Source organism: Amycolatopsis sp. NPDC051128, assembly GCF_040682715.1.
GTDB lineage: Bacteria > Actinomycetota > Actinomycetes > Mycobacteriales > Pseudonocardiaceae > Amycolatopsis.
The window spans coordinates 14,009-31,708 of record NZ_JBFBBN010000036.1; the positions used below are offsets into that span (position 1 = coordinate 14,009).

General features: G+C 72.6%; 17 protein-coding genes. 5 read left to right on the plus strand and 12 right to left on the minus strand.

Features of this window, described 5'->3' with window-relative positions:
- Window positions 1-82: 82 nt before the first annotated feature.
- Complete coding sequence (locus tag AB0M82_RS30360; RefSeq protein ID WP_364728994.1) at window positions 83-253, plus strand: hypothetical protein; 171 nt, start codon at window positions 83-85, stop codon at window positions 251-253.
- A gap of 150 nt (window positions 254-403) precedes the next feature.
- Here AB0M82_RS30360 and AB0M82_RS30365 read toward each other — a convergent pair whose 3' ends face one another.
- The 3 genes from AB0M82_RS30365 to AB0M82_RS30375 all read right to left on the minus strand — a co-directional run bounded on the left by AB0M82_RS30365 (window position 404) and on the right by AB0M82_RS30375 (window position 4,246).
- Window positions 404-1,744: an NtaA/DmoA family FMN-dependent monooxygenase gene (locus tag AB0M82_RS30365; protein ID WP_364728997.1), complete on the minus strand. Its 1,341-nt coding sequence runs from the start codon at window positions 1,742-1,744 to the stop codon at window positions 404-406.
- Between the two features lie 11 nt (window positions 1,745-1,755).
- The gene (locus AB0M82_RS30370; RefSeq protein WP_364729000.1) at window positions 1,756-2,961 is read right to left on the minus strand and encodes an LLM class flavin-dependent oxidoreductase; all 1,206 of its coding nucleotides are present in this window, start codon (window positions 2,959-2,961) and stop codon (window positions 1,756-1,758) included.
- 145 nt (window positions 2,962-3,106) lie between these two features.
- Complete coding sequence (locus AB0M82_RS30375) at window positions 3,107-4,246, minus strand: M20 family metallopeptidase (RefSeq protein ID WP_364729003.1); 1,140 nt, start codon at window positions 4,244-4,246, stop codon at window positions 3,107-3,109.
- Between the two features lie 230 nt (window positions 4,247-4,476).
- Between AB0M82_RS30375 and AB0M82_RS30380 the strand changes: the two genes are divergently transcribed.
- On the plus strand, window positions 4,477-5,538 hold the full coding sequence (locus tag AB0M82_RS30380; RefSeq protein WP_364729006.1) for an Lrp/AsnC family transcriptional regulator: 1,062 nt from the start codon (window positions 4,477-4,479) through the stop codon (window positions 5,536-5,538).
- A gap of 17 nt (window positions 5,539-5,555) precedes the next feature.
- On the opposite strand, the gene AB0M82_RS30385 is transcribed toward AB0M82_RS30380, so the two are convergent.
- The 5 genes from AB0M82_RS30385 to AB0M82_RS30405 all read right to left on the minus strand — a co-directional run bounded on the left by AB0M82_RS30385 (window position 5,556) and on the right by AB0M82_RS30405 (window position 9,497).
- Window positions 5,556-6,422 carry a hypothetical protein gene (locus AB0M82_RS30385; protein WP_364729009.1) on the minus strand — a complete coding sequence of 289 codons (867 nt, stop codon included), beginning with the start codon at window positions 6,420-6,422 and terminating at the stop codon, window positions 5,556-5,558.
- 27 nt (window positions 6,423-6,449) lie between these two features.
- Entirely contained in the window at window positions 6,450-6,659 is a 210-nt protein-coding gene (locus tag AB0M82_RS30390) for a hypothetical protein (RefSeq protein ID WP_364729012.1), read from the minus strand.
- Between the two features lie 93 nt (window positions 6,660-6,752).
- A complete protein-coding gene (locus tag AB0M82_RS30395; protein ID WP_364729015.1) occupies window positions 6,753-7,247 on the minus strand; it encodes a DUF5994 family protein in 495 nt (164 codons plus the stop codon).
- A gap of 190 nt (window positions 7,248-7,437) precedes the next feature.
- Window positions 7,438-7,980 carry a GNAT family N-acetyltransferase gene (locus tag AB0M82_RS30400; RefSeq protein WP_364729018.1) on the minus strand — a complete coding sequence of 181 codons (543 nt, stop codon included), beginning with the start codon at window positions 7,978-7,980 and terminating at the stop codon, window positions 7,438-7,440.
- 332 nt (window positions 7,981-8,312) lie between these two features.
- Window positions 8,313-9,497, minus strand: coding sequence for a glutamate--cysteine ligase (locus tag AB0M82_RS30405; RefSeq protein WP_364729021.1), 1,185 nt, complete (start codon window positions 9,495-9,497; stop codon window positions 8,313-8,315).
- 220 nt (window positions 9,498-9,717) lie between these two features.
- Between AB0M82_RS30405 and AB0M82_RS30410 the strand changes: the two genes are divergently transcribed.
- The gene (locus AB0M82_RS30410; protein WP_364729024.1) at window positions 9,718-10,074 is read left to right on the plus strand and encodes an HPF/RaiA family ribosome-associated protein; all 357 of its coding nucleotides are present in this window, start codon (window positions 9,718-9,720) and stop codon (window positions 10,072-10,074) included.
- A 51-nt stretch (window positions 10,075-10,125) separates the two neighbouring features.
- Here AB0M82_RS30410 and AB0M82_RS30415 read toward each other — a convergent pair whose 3' ends face one another.
- Both AB0M82_RS30415 and AB0M82_RS30420 read right to left on the minus strand, forming a co-directional pair.
- Window positions 10,126-11,208, minus strand: a complete 1,083-nt coding sequence (locus AB0M82_RS30415; protein ID WP_364729027.1) for an AI-2E family transporter — start codon at window positions 11,206-11,208, stop codon at window positions 10,126-10,128.
- A gap of 28 nt (window positions 11,209-11,236) precedes the next feature.
- On the minus strand, window positions 11,237-12,187 hold the full coding sequence (locus AB0M82_RS30420; protein WP_364729246.1) for an acyl-CoA desaturase: 951 nt from the start codon (window positions 12,185-12,187) through the stop codon (window positions 11,237-11,239).
- 441 nt (window positions 12,188-12,628) lie between these two features.
- On the opposite strand from AB0M82_RS30420, the gene AB0M82_RS30425 reads away from it, so the two are divergent.
- Window positions 12,629-15,370: a BTAD domain-containing putative transcriptional regulator gene (locus AB0M82_RS30425; protein ID WP_364729030.1), complete on the plus strand. Its 2,742-nt coding sequence runs from the start codon at window positions 12,629-12,631 to the stop codon at window positions 15,368-15,370.
- A 66-nt stretch (window positions 15,371-15,436) separates the two neighbouring features.
- On the opposite strand, the gene AB0M82_RS30430 is transcribed toward AB0M82_RS30425, so the two are convergent.
- Both AB0M82_RS30430 and AB0M82_RS30435 read right to left on the minus strand, forming a co-directional pair.
- A complete protein-coding gene (locus tag AB0M82_RS30430) occupies window positions 15,437-16,192 on the minus strand; it encodes an MBL fold metallo-hydrolase (RefSeq protein WP_364729033.1) in 756 nt (251 codons plus the stop codon).
- A gap of 23 nt (window positions 16,193-16,215) precedes the next feature.
- Window positions 16,216-17,001, minus strand: coding sequence for an alpha/beta hydrolase (locus AB0M82_RS30435; RefSeq protein WP_364729036.1), 786 nt, complete (start codon window positions 16,999-17,001; stop codon window positions 16,216-16,218).
- Window positions 17,002-17,096: 95 nt separating this feature from the next.
- On the opposite strand from AB0M82_RS30435, the gene AB0M82_RS30440 reads away from it, so the two are divergent.
- Window positions 17,097-17,519, plus strand: coding sequence for a MarR family transcriptional regulator (locus AB0M82_RS30440; protein ID WP_364729039.1), 423 nt, complete (start codon window positions 17,097-17,099; stop codon window positions 17,517-17,519).
- Window positions 17,520-17,700: the final 181 nt, after the last annotated feature.

A 17,700-nucleotide genomic window follows, 5' to 3' on the forward strand; every position in this document is an offset into this window, starting at 1 on the left:
GTTCAGGTAGTTTCCCCGGTCCGGCCGGACGGCGTTCGGACGATCCTGCTCCTGCGACCACTTACCGCATGGAGGAGGACAGATGCCCATCGACTCGGCGCCGCAGGTCTGTCCACAGTGCCAGCGGCCGACGGTTCTGGTGTCCCACGCCTGGGGGCGTCAGTGGGTGCATCTCGGCACCTGGCGCCCGCAGTGCGGCGCCCCGCCCTGGGCCGTCCGCGCGGCGGGAAGCGGCACCCGGCCCTTCGGGTAGAGGCACCCGAGCCAGCCGGCCGCGTGGCTGCCACCCCGCGCGCGACCCGGCAGAGCGCGGTGGGACCGCACGATCTCCGCCCCCCAAGATCGTGTGGTCCCACCGCGCTCGACCCTTCTTCGGACCGGGACCCGCCGTCCCCATGGACCTCTACGCGTCCAGGCCGAGGTGGTCGCGCAGGGTCGGGCCGGTGTATTCGGTGCGGAACGAGCCGCGCTCCTGCAGCAACGGGACGACCTGGTCGGCGAACTCGTCGAGCCCGCCGGGGGTGACGTGCGGGACGAGGATGAAGCCGTCGCTCGCGTCGGCCTGGACCAGGTCGTCGATCGTGGCGGCGACGGTCGCGGGCGAGCCGATGAACGTCTGGCGGCCGGTGACCTCGATGATCAGCTCCCGGATGGACAGGTTCTTCGCCTCGGCGAGCTGCCGCCACTCGCGAGCGGTGGCGAGCGGGTCCCGGTACATGCGGACGCTGGCGCGGCCGCGGGCGATCGTGTTCTCACCCGGCACCGGGTCGATCGACGGCAGCGGCCCGTCCGGGTCGTAGCCGCTCAGGTCGGTGTTCCACAGCTGTTCGAGGAACTTGATCGCGGTCTGCCCGCTGACCTGCTGCAGCCGGACGACGTGGGCGCGCTCGTGCGCGTCGGCGTCGGTGTCGCCGAGCACGAACGTCGCCGCGGGCAGGATCACCAGCTGTTCCGGCGTCCGGCCGTGCTTCGCCAGCCGGCCCTTGACGTCGGAGTAGAACGCCTGCCCGGCTTCGAGGGTGCCGTAGCGGCTGAAGATCGCGTCCGCCGTGGCCGCGGCGAACTCGCGGCCCTCCTCGGAGTCGCCCGCCTGGATGATCACCGGCCGGCCCTGGGGGCTGCGCGGCACCGGGAACCGGCCCTCGATGTCGAAGTGCGCGTCGTGGTGGGCGAAGGCGCCCGCGGTGGCGTCCCGCAGGAACACGCCGGTGCCGGCGTCCGCGGCGATCTCGTCGCCGCGCCAGGAGTCGAACAGCTCCCAGGCGGTGCGCAGGAACGTCTCGGCGCGCTCGTAGCGCTGGTCCTGGGGGAGGAACCCGCCGCGGCGGAAGTTCTCGCCGGTGAAGGCGTCCCAGGACGTGACGACGTTCCAGGCGGCGCGCCCGGCGGAGAGGTGGTCGAGCGAGGCGAACTGACGGGCCACCTCGAACGGCTCGTTGAACGTCGAGTTGATCGTGCCGGCCAGGCCGAGCCGCTCGGTGACCGCGGCCAGCGCGGAGAGCACGGTGAAGGTGTCGGGCCTGCCGACGACGTCGAGGTCGTAGATCTGCCCGTTCTGCTCGCGCAGCCGCAGGCCTTCGGCGAGGAAGAAGAAGTCGAACTTCGCGCGCTCGGCGGTCTGCGCGAGCTTCACGAAGGAGCTGAACTCGATGTGGCTGCCGGCCTCGGGGTCGCTCCACACGGTCGTGTTGTTGACGCCGGGGAAGTGCGCCGCGAGGTGAATCTGCTTCCGGGGCTGGGTCATCTCGGGCCTCCTCAGACGGCGATGTAGCGGTTGGCGGGCCGGGCGAGTCCGAGCAGCCCGCGCAGGGTGCTCGTCTCGTACCCGGTGCGGAAGGCCCCGCGCGCCCGCAGCTCGGGCACCAGCCCGCGGGTGATGGCGGTGAGGTCGTGCGGGACCGCGCCCGGCCGCAGCCGGAAGCCCGACAGCCCGGCGCCATGCCAGTCGAGCAGGAGGTCGGCGAGGCCGGCCGGGGTGCCGGTGAAGACATGGGCGTCGGAGGAGTACTCCGCGCCCGACAACCCGTCGAGCCGGGCCTTGCGGTCCGCGGCGGCCTGGTCGGTCTCGCCGAGGAAGACGACGACGTCGCCGAAGACGTGCAGCGTCTCGGCGCCGCGCCCGGCCCGCTCCTGCTCGTCGCGCACCGCGGCGACGATCGCGCCGGCCTGCTCGCGGTCGAAGGGGGTCACGTAGACGACGTCGGCGGAGCGGGCGGCGAGCCGGTAGGGCACGGCGGCGTGGGCGAGCGAGGTGACCGGCGGCTGGCCCTGCGGCGGGCGCGGGGTGATCGACGGGCCCTTGACCGAGAACCAGCGTCCGGTGAAGTCGATGTAGTGCAGCTTGTCGCGGTCGACGAACCGGCCCGTGGCGACGTCGCGGATCTCGGCGTCGTCCTCCCAGGAGTCCCACAGCCGGCGCAGCACCTCGACGTAGTCCGCGGCCTCGTCGAACAGGTCGGCGAGCGGGCTCGGCCGGTCCGGCTCGGCGGCGTCCGCCGGCCGGAATTCGCCGAACTCGCGGCGGCCGAAGTGCCGGTTGTCGGCTTCGCGCCCGGAGACCTGCACGCGGACACCCGCCCGGCCGCCGCTGACGTAGTCGAGCGTGGCGATGGCCTTCGACAGGTGGAACGGCTCGGTGTGGGTGACGACCGCGGTCGGCACCAGTCCGATGTGGGAGGTCAGCGGCGCGACGCGGGCGGCGATCAGCACCGCGTCGAGCCGGCCCTGGACGATGTCGGTCCGCTCGCCGGGCCGGTCGAGGGAATCCACGGTCTGCAGGGCCAGCGAGTCCTCGATGGTGACGAAGTCCAGCTTCCCGGCCTCGGCCTCCCGGACCAGGTCGGTCCAGTACCCGGCGGTGAGCAGCTCGTGCGGCCGCGCCCCGGGTTCCCGCCACGCGGCGGGGTGCCACCCCGCCCCGTCCAGCGCGACGGCGATCCGTGGTCCGTTTCCTGCGGTCATCCCGGCGTTCCCCTTCCTTCGGCCCGTACCCGCAGTGTGCGCCAGTTCCCGGCTGCCGGGCGGAGACGGCCAACTGCTGGGACAGTCCGCGATCGCGGCCGGCGCCGGGAATAAACGGTCGCCGAGGGTCGACCACGGCGGCTCGCTACAGGCGGGTCAGCAGACCGGCGACGAGCGCGACCCGATCGGGAATGGCGTCGACGAGCACGTGTTCGTGACGCGCGTGGGCGCCCGCGCCGCTGCTGCCGAGCCCGTCGAGCACCGGCACGCCGAGCGGGGCGAGGAAGTTCGCGTCGCTGCCGCCGCCGACGCTGATCGGCTCGAGCGGCCCGCGCAGTTCGCCGGCGACGTCGTCGGCCAGATCGAACAGTGCCCTGCTCCCGGGAGTGAGGCGCAGGGGCGGGCGGCTCCACCCTCCGCCGACCGTCACGGTGACGCGCGGATCGGCGGGCCGCAACGCGCTGAACACCCGGTCGACCCGGTCGGCTTCGGCCTGGTGGGTGACCCGGACGTCGACGAGGCAGCGGGCCCGGCCCGCGATGACGTTGCGCGCCGTGCCGCCCTCGATGGTGCCGACGTTGATCGTGGTTCCGGCGCCGGGATCCGCCGCGGCGGCGAGCCGTCCGACGAGCTCGGCGAGGGCGTGCACGGCGCTGGCGCCGTCGGCGGGCTCGTTGCCGGCGTGGGATTCGATGCCGGTGGCGGAGACGGTGAAGGTGCCGACCCCCTTGCGTTCGGTCTTGACGTCCCAGCCGATCCCGGGCTCGAGCACCAGTGCCGCCGCGCACCCGCGTGCGGCGGTTTCGATGTGCCGCCGCGAAACCGGGCTGCCGAGCTCTTCGTCGCCGTTGAACAGGAAGGTCACCGGGGGATAGGGCAGGTTCAGCGCGCGCAGGGCCCGCAGCGCCCAGACCCCGGTGACCAGGCCCGCCTTCATGTCGTAGACGCCGGGTCCGCGCGCCGTTCCGTCGTGCACGGTGAACGGCCGGTCGGCCAGCGTGCCCGCCGGCCACACGGTGTCGTAGTGGCCGATCAGGAGCACCGGCTTCCCCGGGACGCCGGGGTAGGTCGCCTCCAGGACGTCGCCGTGACCGTCCTGCGCGCGCCGGATCCAGCCGGCGGGCGGGCCGAGGCGCTCGTGCAGCCACCTCTCGATCCAGTCCGCCGTGGTGTCCAGCAACGCCTTGTCACCGCTGGGCGACTCGTGGCCGACGAGCGTCGAGAGGTCGGCGATCAGCTCGTCGAGCCGGTCGTGGCACCAGGTGGACAAGGACCGCACGGACATCGCGAGCGCCAATCTCGTTGGGAGGCAGGGATTTTCAGCGGACGGGAACGCCGGGGCCGAGCGGGATGCCGAGCGCGTACCAGGCCAGGAACATGCCCAGCCAGTCTCGGTCATGGGAACCTCCGGTGCTTCGCACGTCGGCGATATGACCCGGTATGAGACAGCACAATGCACGGTTGTGTCAACCAGGAGGCAATGGGTGACAGGATCATTCTGTGTAGGCTGTCCGCATGGGATCACCGGAGCACGCCCTGGACGACGCCGATCTCGATCTCGTGGCCGCGCTCCAGCTCGCGCCCCGGGCGGCGCTGAACACCGTCGCCGAAATTCTCGGCACCTCGGCCAGCACGGCCGGGCGCCGCGTCCAGCGGCTGCAGCAGCTCGGGCTGCTGCGCTTCATCTGCACTGTGCACTGGTCGCTGCTCACCACCGGCAACCCCTACGTGGTGTGGATCCGGTGCCGCCCGGGCACGATCACCGAAGTCGCGGCCGCCATCCAGCGGGTGCCGCAGGCGCAGTCCCTGTTCGTCACCACCGGCGACTCGGACCTCTACTGCACCCTGTATCCCCTGCCGGGCACGGACATGCGCCGCCTGCTGACCCGGACGCTGCCCGCCACGCCCGGCATCGCGTCGCTGCGGTCGCACCTGGTGCTGAACGCGCCCCGGCAGGCGGTGGCCTGGCGCCTGCACCGGCTGCCCGAGGAGCAGGCCGCGGCGTTGCGCCGGCATGCCGACGCAACGCCCAGCCCGATGCCGGCCGCCCTGGCGCCGCTCACCGAAGTGGAGTCCGCGACGCTCCGGCTCCTGTTCGACGACGGACGGATCTCCGCGGCGCAGGTCGCCCGCGATCTCGGCCTCAGCCGGTCCACCGCCTACCGGACCATCCAGTCGCTGCTGGAAACCGGCGCGGCGCGGCCCCGGGTCGAGATCGAGCCGGCCGTGCTCGGGTTCCCGATCACGGCGCTGTTCACCCTGGACGTCCGGCCCCGGCACGTGCCGGGTGTCCTGGCCGCGCTCGGCGCGCACCCGCACGGGCGGTTCACCGCGATGACCGCCGGGCCCGCTTCGGTCCTCCACCACGGTGTGTTCACCGACGAGGACCACCTGTCCCGGTTTGTCACCGACGACCTCGGCGCGCTGCCCGGGATCAACGGCCTCAACATGTCGACCACGCTCTCCGTGCTGCGCCGCCAGTGGATCGACCGCGACGAGGACCACCGGCTGGCACCGGGACCGCGCGACATCCTCTCACCCGGCGAGGTCAGGGAAGTCGTCCGCGCGCAGGGATGACTTCCGGGAAGGGTCGCTCAAGCCCCACGAGCTTCGGGGCGTGCCGGCGTTCTCGGCGGGAGTTCCCGGTGTGCGGCCGCGTAGTGAGCGGTGCCGATCGCGCCGGTGACGGCGAGGACGAACCCCGCGACGGCCGCGGCGGTGAAGCCGTCGCGCACCCGGTCGTCGAGGAAGAACACGCCGATGCAGGACGACACGGCGGTGTTCGTGGTGAACATGGTGGCGGTGACCGCGGTCGCGCGGCTTCGTTGCAGGGCCATCGCGAACGCCGTCGCGGCGACGAGGCCGTTGACGAGCATCGCCCAGATCGCGGGGTTTCCGGCCAGGTGCCAGAGCGGGCCCGAGGCGCCGAGGGTGCGCGCCGAGACGCCGACGACACTGAAACCCAGCCCGGCGCAGAACCCGAGCACCGGCGCCGACCAGGGGCGATCCCGGCGTTCGGCGGCGAACGCGATCGCCGCGATCGGGATCGCCGCGCCCAGCAGGAGCAGCTTTCCGCCGGACGGCAGGGGCTGCGCGGGGCTCGGGTCCGCGGACAGCCCCAGCAGGACGAGGCCGGTCGCGCCGACGCCCAGCGCCACCCAGCCGGCGGAGGCCAGCCGGACGCCGAGAACGGCGGAGATCGTCGCGGTCACGCCGACGCTGAACGCGAGGACCGACTGGACCAGGAACAGCGGCAGCCGGTGCAGCGCGGCGGCGGCGAAGACGAAGCCCAGCAGGTCCACCGCCAGCCCGAGGAAGTAGAGCGGCTGGCGCCGCAGCGCGACCAGGTCCTGGGGCGTGCCGCCGTACGCGCCGGCTCGCCGGACCCCGGCGGACTCCAGGATCGAACCGCTGCCCGAGGCGAGGGCGGCCAACACGGCGAGGACGTATCCGAAAATCACCCGGCAGAGTCTGCCAGCCCCGGCGGTTCAGCTGGGGACGTGGCCCGCGCGGGTGGGCTCGCCGTCCGGCGCCGTGAGGCCGTCGGCGGGGTTCAGCCCGAGGGTGGCGAGCAGCGCGGCGCAGTCGGCCGCGTCGTCCGCCGACGAGGCGACCATGCGGGCACCACGACGGCGTTGCTCGGGACTGAGGGCGAACGGGTCCGGGTCCCTCGGCGGGGCAACCTTCGACTGCTTCATCGGCGTGGGGACACGAGGGGCGCGTGGCCGTCGGCCCGCCGGTGGCCGCGGGGCGCTCCCGGTGTCGCGGTGGTGATCACGGTCGCCGGCGGGCTACGCGACGACTGACGTCGCGAGGACGGGACCGCCGGAGCTGGAGAGCAGGCTCTCGACGCTGTCCTGGTTGCCCCGGTGCGCCGCGGTCATCAGCATGTGCCGGGCGAGTTCCGGGTCGGTCTCGGGCGGGATGACGAGCAAGGTCACCTGGTGCCTGCCCCAGGCGCCGATCACGGTCAAGGTGCCGCCGGGCTGGGAACGGAAGCCTTCGAGCCGGACGGCGCCGCCGTCGAAGGCCAGGCGGCGTCCGGTGGGCGGCCACGCCGCGAGGTCGAACGTGACCCGTTCGATCCCGTCCAGCCGGACGGCCAGCACTGCCAGCAGTGACGGCAGTTCGGCGGTCAGGTCCCGGGACGCGGGCCACCACCCGCCGTCGACGTAGCCGGTCGTCGGTGCTTTCGGCTTCAGCCGAAGGCGCGGCGAGTGGGATGAGAGTTCGTCGGCCGACAGGGCGAATCGTTCGGCAGCGGTCATGTGCGGGCCCGACTTCATGCCGGTGCTCCCGTCCCCGGCCGCGTGAACCGGCCGGTCTGGGGCCCGAGGACGACACGGATTCGACCACCCGCGTGCGAAATGCTCTCGGACCCCTCGATGGTACGCGCCTAACGCGGATCACCCGCATTCGCCTGCCACGAAAGAAGTTGGGCGGAACACCGCTCGCGTCGGTGTTCCTGCCGCACGGTCACTGGCGCGCTTCGGCACCGAGATCGTCGTCCGGCCCGAGGGTCGGGGCGACCGTTCGCTCCGGCGTGTTCTGCCGGACCCGGAACGGGATGCCCAGGGCGGCGAACACGCCGAGCATCTTCGAATCCTCCGTCACGACATCGGTGGCGAAAGTCCGCACACCTTCGTGTTCGGCCGCGAAGACGAGTTGCTCCAGCAGCAACGTCGCGACACCGAGCGTCGAGGTGCGGCCGTCGACGATCAGCGAGATCTCCGCCTCGGCCGGGTCGTCGACGATCTCGTACTGCGCGACGCCGACCAGCCGGGTGTGCTGGAAACACCCCACGGCGGTCGGACCGACGCCCGACCGGGCCGCCAGCCGCGTCGCGAGTTCGGCCAGCTCCAGGTCGCCCACTCCGAAGAACCGGAGATGGCGGTCACGGCCGGTCAGCCGGGCCCGCAGTGCCTGGAGCTCGGTGATGTCACTGGAGCCGAGCCTGCGCACCCACGCGATCTCACCGTCGGCGAGGAGTGCCTTCACCGGCGGGGTGCTTGTCGTCATGCCGCTGTCCAGTCCCGGTCGCACTGACCGATGTGGAGGGAACCGAGGACGGCGCCGGCTCTGCCGCCGGCGTGCGAAAATGCTCGGTACGCCGGATTCTACACCCGCGGCCGGTGGTCATCCGGCGCGGTTGACGATTACTTTTCCTGGAACACCTGGGGAATGACGGTAGCCGCCCCCGTGTGGAGGTATTCGCAGCCGCCTGGGATTCCGGCTGGATTTGTTTCCCGGCGACCGGAGATGCGGACTACGGCTGAAAAGAATCCCCCGGATGAGTGGTCCGGGGCGGGATCGGGACGACGGGTTCGTGCGCGGTGGAAGCCCGGGCCGGCTCAGCCGTCGTGGACGGCGGCCGGTCGTTGCGCCGGCGGCGGGCCGCGGCGGCCGCGCATGCCGGTCCCGGTGAGTGTGGCCGATGCCAGCTTCGCCGCGAACGCGGCCGGAGACGCTGCCTCCGAGAACAGCGCGCGCTGGCGCGCTGCGCCGGTTTCCCCGGCGCGGACCGCGGCGAGCCGCCGGTCGATCGTCGCGAGGTCGCCGGTGGCCCGCAAGGCCGGCCGGACGTACTCCAGCAGCTGGTCGACGATCAGGCGCTGGGGGAGGGCTCCGCCGGTGAAGGGGTCGATGCCGTGGCCGGGGTAGCCGTCGCGGGCCGCGGCGGTGAACGACGCGACGACCAGGGAATCCCGGACCGGCCGGGGTGCGACGCCGTCCCGGGCTTCGGCGAGGATCGTGACCACGAGGGCGCGGACCAGGCCGGCGAGCAGCACCGCGTCTTCGACGGTCAACCCGACGTCCGCGATCCGGACCTCGACCGTCGGGTGCTTCGGCGAGAGCCGGGCGTAGAAGTAGACGCCGTGGGCGTCCATCGCCTCACCGCGGCGGACCGCGTCGTCGACGCTGGCGGCGTAGGCGGCCGCGTCGGGCCACGTCTGCGGCGGTTTCGCGGTCGGCCAGCGCGACCACAACGGGTATCGCCGGCTGGCCCACCCGGTGTCCACGTCGTGGGCGAACGGTGAGTTCGCGCTGATCGCGAGGAGCGGGGCGAGCCAGGGGCGCAGCCCGGCCAGGATCCGGACGCCGAGCGCCGGGGACGGGATGCCGACGTGCACGTGGCAGGCGCACGTGCCGGCGTCCGGGACGAGTGTGGGGAACCGCGCGGCCAGTGCGTGATACCGGGGTTCGGCGGTGATGCCGGGTAATCCCGGCAGGTCGCCGCACGGCGGTGTCCCGGACGCGAGCAGCAGGCAGCCGGCGTGGCTCGCGGCGGCCGCCACGAGCCCGCGCAACCCGAGCAGGTCCGCCCGGATTTCGTCGAGGCCGGTGCGGATCCCGGTGGCGATTTCGATCTGAAAGCGCAGGAGTTCCGGCATCACCGCGGGCTCGCCGTCGAGCAGCGCCAGCACCTGGGGCGCCGCGAGCGCCACGCCGCCGGTCACCGGGTCAGCGAGGACGAATTCCTCCTCGACGCCGATGGTGAGGCCGTCGTTTTCCGGCAGCGAAAGTCGCACGCGCACGGTTCGGCTCCGTCCCTTCGGTCGGATCCTTCGAGTGTCGCGGGTCCGGCTTCGCCGGAGAAGGGCCGCTGGTCACCTGCCGCGAAACTTTCGGCCCCCGGGCAGAGGACGTGTGACCCTGGGCAGACCGTGGCCCGGGTGGGCACGATTGCCTGAAGGCCGGTGGCCGTCGGAACGCCGCTTCGCGCGGACCAGGCCGGCCGGCGAAGGGACACAACACATGCTGATCCAGATCAGCACGGATCGGGCCGTGCACGGTGGCGAGGAGCTGATCCGGCACTTCGAGTCGGAGCTCGCCGGCAGGTTGTCGCGGTTCAGCGACCACATCACGCGGCTGGAAGTCCATTTCAGCGAGGAGTCCGCCGCCGGAGACGGGCTGGACCGGCGCTGCGTCCTCGAGGCCCGGCCCTCCGGCCGGCGGCCGGTGGCCGTCAGCCATCACGCGGGTTCGGTCGGCGAGGCGTGCCGGGGCGCCACGCACAAACTCGAGAGCGTGCTCGAAAGCCTGTACGGCCGGGCGGACAACCACAAGGGCGGGGACACCATCCGGCACCAGGACGGGCCCGCCGCTCCATGACCGTCCTCAACGGACCGATTTCGGCCCGGAGAGCCGACGCCCGCTGCCCGCTCATTCCGCCTTCGCCCGCGGGTCACCGGGAGCGGTACGCCCCGGCGGGTCGTTCCCGGGCCGGGCGGTCAGGCTTCGCACGCCGGAGCTGAAGACGGCGAGCAGCGGCACGGCGAGCAGGGCGCCCACGATCCCGGCGGTGACGAGCCCGACCGCGAGGGCGAGGACGACGGCCAAGGGGTGCAGCCGGACCGCCCGCCCGAGCAGCAGTGGTTGCAGGACATGGCTTTCGACCTGCATGACGCCCACCACGACGGCGAGCACGATGACGGCCGCCCAGCCGCCGTTGGCCACCAGTGCCACGAGGACGGCGATCGCGCCGGCGAGCACCGAGCCGATGACGGGGACGAACGCGCCGAGGAAGACGAGCGTGCTCAACGGAGCCGCCAAGGGGACCCCGACGATCACCAGTCCCAGGCCGATGCCGGCCGCGTCGACGAACGCGACGGCGGCGGTGCCGCGGATGTAGTGCGCCAGGGTGGTGAACCCGCTGCGCCCGGCGACGTCGACGCGTTCGCGGAGCCGGGCGGGCACGGCCCGCAGCACGAACGCCCAGATGGTGTTCCCCTGGGCGAGGAAGAAGATCAGGCAGAACACCACGAGCAGGAACTCGGCGAGCAGTTCCCCGACGGTGACCGCGGTGGTGACGGCGCCCGACGCGATCGCCGACTTGTTCCGGCCGAGCATGGCGGTCAGGTTGCCGAGCATCTCGTCGAGCTGGCCCTGGCTCAGCCGCAGGGGGCCGGTCCGCAGCCAGGTGTGCAGGTCGGTCAGGCTCACGGTGACCTGGTCGATCAGCCCGGGCATGCCCACGGTGACGGTGATGACCACGAACGTCACCATGGCGCCGACCAGGGCGATGCCCGCGATCAGCACGATCGCGGTGGCCGGCCCGCGGGGAATTTTCTTGCCCGCCAGCCAGGAAACGGCGGGCGCGAACAAGCCGGCGAGCAGCAGCGCCACCGCGACCGGGACGAGCACCGAGGCCAGCCTGCTGACCACGAATCCCAGCACCGTCAGTGCCGCCGCCACGACCAGCACGCGCCAGGAGACCGCGGCCGCGACGCGGAGCCCGTAAGGCACCGGGGAAGACCCGTGGGCCGGCATCCGATCAGTGCGCCGACGGGGTGGAGCGCGCCGACATCTTGGCCAGGCGGTGCGGAGTGGGCCAGCGGACCTTGGTCGCCCAGCCGAGCTTCTCGAAGATCCAGATGACGCGGGCGGAGATGTCGATCTGCCCGCGGAGCACGCCGTGGCGGGCGCAGGTGGGGTCGGCGTGGTGGGAGTTGTGCCAGGATTCGCCCATCGACAGGATCGCCAGTGGCCAGAAGTTGGCGGAGCGGTCGCGGCTGGTGAACGGGCGGCTGCCGATCATGTGGCAGATCGAGTTGACCGACCAGGTGACGTGGTGCTGCAGGGAGACCCGCGCCAGCCCGGCCCAGAGGAACGCCGTCAGCGCGGCCCACCAGGAGCCGCCGATCAGGCCGCCGAGGGCGGCGGGGACCAGCACGGTGGCGGCGACCCACAGCGGGAACAGCCGGTCGACGGCGCGGATGTCGGGATCGGCGGCCAGGTCGGGGGCGAACCGGGCGATGTTGGTCTTGTCGCGGCCGAAGAGCCAGCCGAGGTGGGCGTGCCAGAACCCGTGGGCCAGCGCGAGCGGTGAAGTGCCGTAGAGCCAGGGGGAGTGCGGGTCGCCTTCGCGGTCGGAGAAGGCGTGGTGCCGCCGGTGGTCGGCGACCCAGCTGATCACCGGGCCCTGTGCGGCGAGACCCCCGGCGACCGCCAGCGCGATCCGCAGCGGGCGGGTGGCGGTGAACGCGCCGTGGGTGAAGTAGCGGTGGTACCCGACGGTCACGCCCAAGGTCGTCACGACGTAGAAGCCCGTCGCGATTCCGATGTCGAGCCAGCTCAGCCCCCAGCCCCACACCAGGACCACGACCGAGATCAGGGCGAGGAACGGGGCGAGCAGGAAGATCCGGATGGTGATCAGCTCACCGCGGGAATGCTCGCCGTCGACGATGGGCTTCGGTCCCGCGGAGGTGGTTTTCGTGGCGCTCATGAGATCCTGCTCCTGGCGGAGGGTGGTCGGTTCGGCCACACCGCTGGTCGTCATGAGAGCAGGGTCCGGGCGCTCACGTGCTGTCTCCCCGATCGTACCGCCGTGCGGGCTTTCCGGCGCGGTCCAGCTTCGGGGCTGTGACGTCACCCGGCCGGGGACGCGCCGATGAAACAGGAAACCTGCTGACGACGGTCCTACAGAGACACGAAGGCCTTGCTCGACGGGTACGTGAGTGTGTCGGCGGTGACGGTCCCGGTGGAGGGCGCGACCCCCAACGACGCGCCCGCCACCGGGGCGCCCCCGGCAGTTCCCCCGCAATCACCGTGCCGCCAGGGTTCCGGACGCCGTCCTCGTTTCGTCCTCACCCCGGCATCCCGGCTTCACCTGCGCGTTCCGGAGCCGGACACCGGGCGCTAGCCTTGAGGGCGAGGGGGAGATGCGATGAGGTTCCGGATTCTCGGGACGCTGGAAGTGCGGGAGTACGGGAACCGGGTGGCCTTGGCGAGCCCGCGTCAGCAGCGCGCGCTCGCCACCCTCCTGCTCAACCCCAACTCGGTCGTCCCGGTGGAGCGCATGGTCGATGCGCTCTGGGAGGACGAGCCGCCGGCGACGGCCGTGAAGCAGGTGCGGAACTGCGTTTCCGCCCTGCGGGGACGGCTCGGCGAGACCGGCGGGTCGATCGTCACCGACGGTCCCGGGTACCGGCTGCAGACCGACGCCGACGATCTCGACTCCCTCCGGTTCCGCCGCCACGTCGTGGCCGCGCGAGCACTCGCCGGGCAGGCGAAGCTCGTCGACGCCGTCGAAGAGATCCGCGCCGCGCTCGCCTTGTGGCGTGGCCCGGCGCTCGACGGGCTGCGGACGACCACGCTGGCCGGCCGGGCCGCGGTGCTCGACGAACAGCGCGCCGACGCCGTGGAACTCTGTGCCGAATGGCGGCTCCGGCTCGGCGAAACGGGCGAGGTCGTCCGCGAGCTGACCGAATTCTGCGGTGAGCACCCGATGCGCGAGCTGTCCCACCTGCTCCTCATGCGCGCCCTCGCGAACGAGGGCCGCTACGCCGAGGCTTCGACGCTGTTCCACGGCCTGCGCCGGCGGCTGGCCGACGAGCTCGGCGTCGATCCGAACCCCGACCTCCGGCGGCTCCACGAGCAGATCCTCGCCGAGGCCACGCCCAGCGTTCCGGCCGTCGCCCCCACCCCCGACCCCGAGCCGAGGGTGGACGCCCCGCCGGAGCACCACCTCTTCGGCCGTGCGGTCACCGAGCTGGCCGAAGCCGTCACGTGGCAATGGCGCGCCGAAGCCGAGCTGCGTTCACTGCACCGGCCGCAGCCGATCGTCCTGCGCTGGTCGGCTGTCGCGCGCCCGGGAAAGCCGGCGCTCCGGGGCGACCTCGACGACATCACGAAGACCTTCGCCGCGTTGCCCGTGCGGCAGCTGGTCGTACTCGGCGATCCCGGCTCCGGTAAGTCGGTGCTCGCCCTGATGCTGACGCTGGAGCTGCTGCGCACCCGTGCCCCGGGCAGCCCGGTCCCGGTCCTGTTGTCGCTGGCCTCCTGGGATCCGCGGCGGGAACACCTCGACCGGTGGCTGGCGGGCCGGCTCGCCGACGACCACCCGGCCCTGCTCAACACCCGGGAGTACGGGCCCGGCGCACCCACCCGGCTCGTCCTCGGCGGCCACGTCGTCCCGGTCCTCGACGGCCTCGACGAGATGCCGGCCGACCTGCGCGTCGCCGCGCTCGACGCACTGGACCAGACCATGGCCGTGGGCCGCTCACTGGTGCTGACCTGCCGCTCGGCCGAGTACGAGCAGGTCACGCGCGAATCCGGCGCGGTGCTGAGCGCCGCCACCGTCGTGCGGCTCGAACCCGTCGCCCGGCAGGAGGCGATCACCTACCTGTCCGCGCGGGAGGGCGCCGGCCACGACCGCTGGCGCCCCGTGGCCGACCGGCTGCGCCGGGATCCGGACGCAGCCCTGGCCCGGGTGCTGCGGACGCCGTTGATGGTCGACCTCGCGCGGATCGGGTACGGCCGTCCCAGCGCGGATCCCGCGGAGCTGCTCGCCGCCGAAGACGCGGAAGCCCTCGAAGGGAAGTTGCTCGATTCGTTCGTCCCCAACGCCTACGCGCAGGTGCCGCAGCCGCCGGGGCGGAACCCGAAGACCAGCCCGTCCGGGCGGTACACCGCGGCGCAGGCGACCCGCTGGCTGGGTTTCCTGGCCCGGCACCTCGAACAGGCGCGCAGCCGCGACCTGGCCTGGTGGCAGCTGTACCGGGCGGTTCCCGCCGGGACCCGCTCGGGCCTGATCGGCGTGGTGATCGCGCTGTTCTTCGTCGTCACCGGCCAGCTCGACGACGGGCCGGCGCTGGCGGCGATCTACGGCCTTTCGTTCGGTGGCGCCGGCTACCTGACCCACCGCTTCGGGCGCGCGCCGGAGCCGCTGCGCACCGAACTGCGCTTCGCCGGGGCTGCCCGGAAGTTCGCCAGCCGCTTCGCGATCGGTGCCGCCGTGGGCGTCCTGCTCGGCCTGGGCTGGTCGCTGGCCACCGGCCTGGTCGTCTTCCTGGCGCTGGTGTTCGGCCTGCTGTTCGCGGTGCACGTGTGGCTGGCGAAACCGGTCGACGCCAGCCGCGTGTCGAGCCCGAGGACGATCCTGCGCAACGAACGGACCGGGGCGATCGCGTTGTCCGCGTCCTTCCTGGTGTCGGTGGGGCTGTTCGACGGAATGGCGTTCGCGTTCACCGCGCAGACGCGGTTCCTGCCGGTGCTGGGCGGCCGGTACGACGTGGCGCTGGCCATCGCCGGCGGGCTGGCGGGCGCGTCGTTCGGGTTCTTCATGGCCCGCGGCGTCGCGGCGGTGTGCTACGGCCTGGCGGGCGCGATCGCGGGTGGCCAGGTGTTCCCGGCGGCGACGGACCCGGTACTCCCGGTCGTGGCCGGTGGGTGTTTCGGCGTCGGCTTCGGCTTGGCGGTCCTGGTGACGCGCGCCTGGGGCAACTACTTCGTCCACCACGTCTGGCTCGCCGCGACCGGCCGCCTTCCCTGGCGGCTCATGCGTTTCCTCGACGACGCCCACCGCCGTGGCGTCCTCCGGCAGGCCGGTGGCGTCTACCAGTTCCGCCACGCCCGCGTCCAGGAGCGGCTGGCCGCGGTCAGTCACCCGGAGCGGGCGCGACGCTGATCCTCGTCTTCTTCAGAACGGACAGCGAAGCGCCACTTTCGGTTCCGGCCGCGACCACCCCTCGGTTCACGGGACGGTGACCACGGTTCCGGGCAGCACCAGCCGGACGTCGATGCCGGGGGCGACGCGGGCCACCGCGTCGGCGTAGTGCCGCGGATCCTGGTCGCCTCGGGTGATCATGCGGTCGCCGAGCCGGCCGCTGTGGAAGGCGTAGTGGTGCGGCACGGCCAGGGTCGGCTTCAGCACGGCCGTCAACCCGGCGGCTTCTTCGGCGTCCATGACCACCTGCTGATGGTTCATGGGCCGGACGCAGAGGCCGTTGGTGGGCAGGATGGCCAGGTCGATGTGGCCGAACCGCGCCGGGAGGGTGTCCAGCTCCGGGACCCGCAGCGAGTCACCGCCGAAGAACACGGTGCGCCCATGCGCCTGGATGACGAAGGTGACTTCGTGCACCCCGTGCTTGCCCGGCGTCGCGGTCACCGTGAGGTCCGCGACGGTGGTGGCTTCCCACGCTTCGACGACACGGACGTCGCGGAATCCCTTGTCCCGCGCGATGGCCGCGACGGTGCCGGGTCCGATCAGGGGAGTGTCGAGGTCGAAGCCCGCTTCGACGAGGGCGTCGAGGTCGCAGTGGTCGTAGTGCTCATGGGTGATCACGACCGCGTCGAGGTGGCCGAGGGCTTCGACGGTCGAGGCGACCGGCTCGCCCTGGTAGTAGATGGCGGTCTGGGTGAACCACGGGTCGGTCAGGACGCGGATCCCGCCGATCTCGATCAGCTGGCACGCGTGGCCGATCCGGGTCACGCTCAATGAGGCGGGCATGCGGTTTCTCCTTGTGGGGTAGGTCAGTTGCCGAGGTCGGTCAGCGCGCCCAGCAGTTCTTCGGGCGTCTCGACCTGGGGCAGGTGGCCGGTGCGGGGCAGCAGCGTGAACGTCGAGAGCGGGATGGCGGCGGCGTAGGCCTTGCCGTATTCCGGGTCGACGATGCCGTCGCTTTCGCCCCACACCACGTGGACCGGGATGTGGAGGCCGCCGAGGCGCTCGGCGAGCGTCGGGTCGGACATGGCCGGGCCGGTGTAGCCGATGAGGGCGAGCACGTCGGGGCTCGGCCCGGTGCCACCGCCCGGCGGGACGGGCGCCTTGCTCGGGTCGTGGAAGGAGAACGCCCGGATCTCGGCGGGGGAGAGGCCGCTGACATCGGTCAGCGGGTGACCGTCGACTTCGATGCCGATGCCGTCGATGATCACCGCGCCGCTGACGCGCGGGCTGTCCAGGAGCGCGATTTCGGCGGCGAGCCAGCCGCCGAAGGAGTTGCCGACGACGGTGACGTCGGTGAGGTCGAGCCGGTCCAGCAGCGCGACGTAGACCCGGGCGAGTTCCTTGACGTCGGTGAGGCCGGCGGGTTTGGGGGTGCCGCCGAAGCCGGGGTGGGTGGGGAGCAGGACGCGGGAGTGGGTGCGTTCGGTGAGCAGGTCGGCGAAGCCGGTCATGGTGGCGACGCCGCCTCCGCCGTGCAGGAGCAGGTACGGGCGGGTGCGGTCGCGGTCCTGGACGGTGACCTGGACCGGGCCGAGGGTGTGGGTTTCGGTGCGGGCGGGCCGAAGGCTTCCGGCCGTGGGGAGTGTCGTCATGGTTCCTTCTGAGTGTCGGCGGGGGCTTATCTAAGGAACCTTAGATCAGGTTCCTTAGATAAGCAACCTGGCTTCAGTGGGTTAGGCTGTCCGGCATGACGCACCGCCCGGCCGAGGTCGCCCTGGCCGTCAAACGCCTGCAGTACCGCCACCACCGCGCGCTGAGCCGGGCACTGGCGCCGCTGGGGCTGTCGCTCGTGCACTGGGACACCCTGCGCCACCTGCACCGCAAGCCGGACGCCTCGCTGCACGACCTCGCCGTGCTGACCTTCCAGACCGACCAGTCCTTCGGCTCGCTGGCCACCCGGATGGCCGACCGCGGGCTGATCGAGCGGGTCCCCGGCCCGGGCCGCGCCGTCCGGCACCGGCTCACCGAGAAGGGCGAACGGCTGCGCGCCGCCGGCCAGGACGCCGTGGACGGCGTCCTCGAGTCGTCGTTCGACGCCCTGTCGGCCGCTCAGCTCGACCAGCTGGGCGAGCTGCTCGACGCGGCCCTCGGCGCCGACCCGACCGCGTAGCGCGGTGACCGGATGTGTCGGCCGGGTTTCGGGCGGCTCCGCCGCGCCGGCCGCGTGCGCCCGGCCAGTCTCAAACGCCCCAATGTGGCGTTGGTTGCGTCCAACGCACCCAATGTGGCGGGGGGGGGGGGGGCCGCCCGCCCCCCCCCCCCCCGCGGGGGGGGGCGCGCCCCCCCGCCCC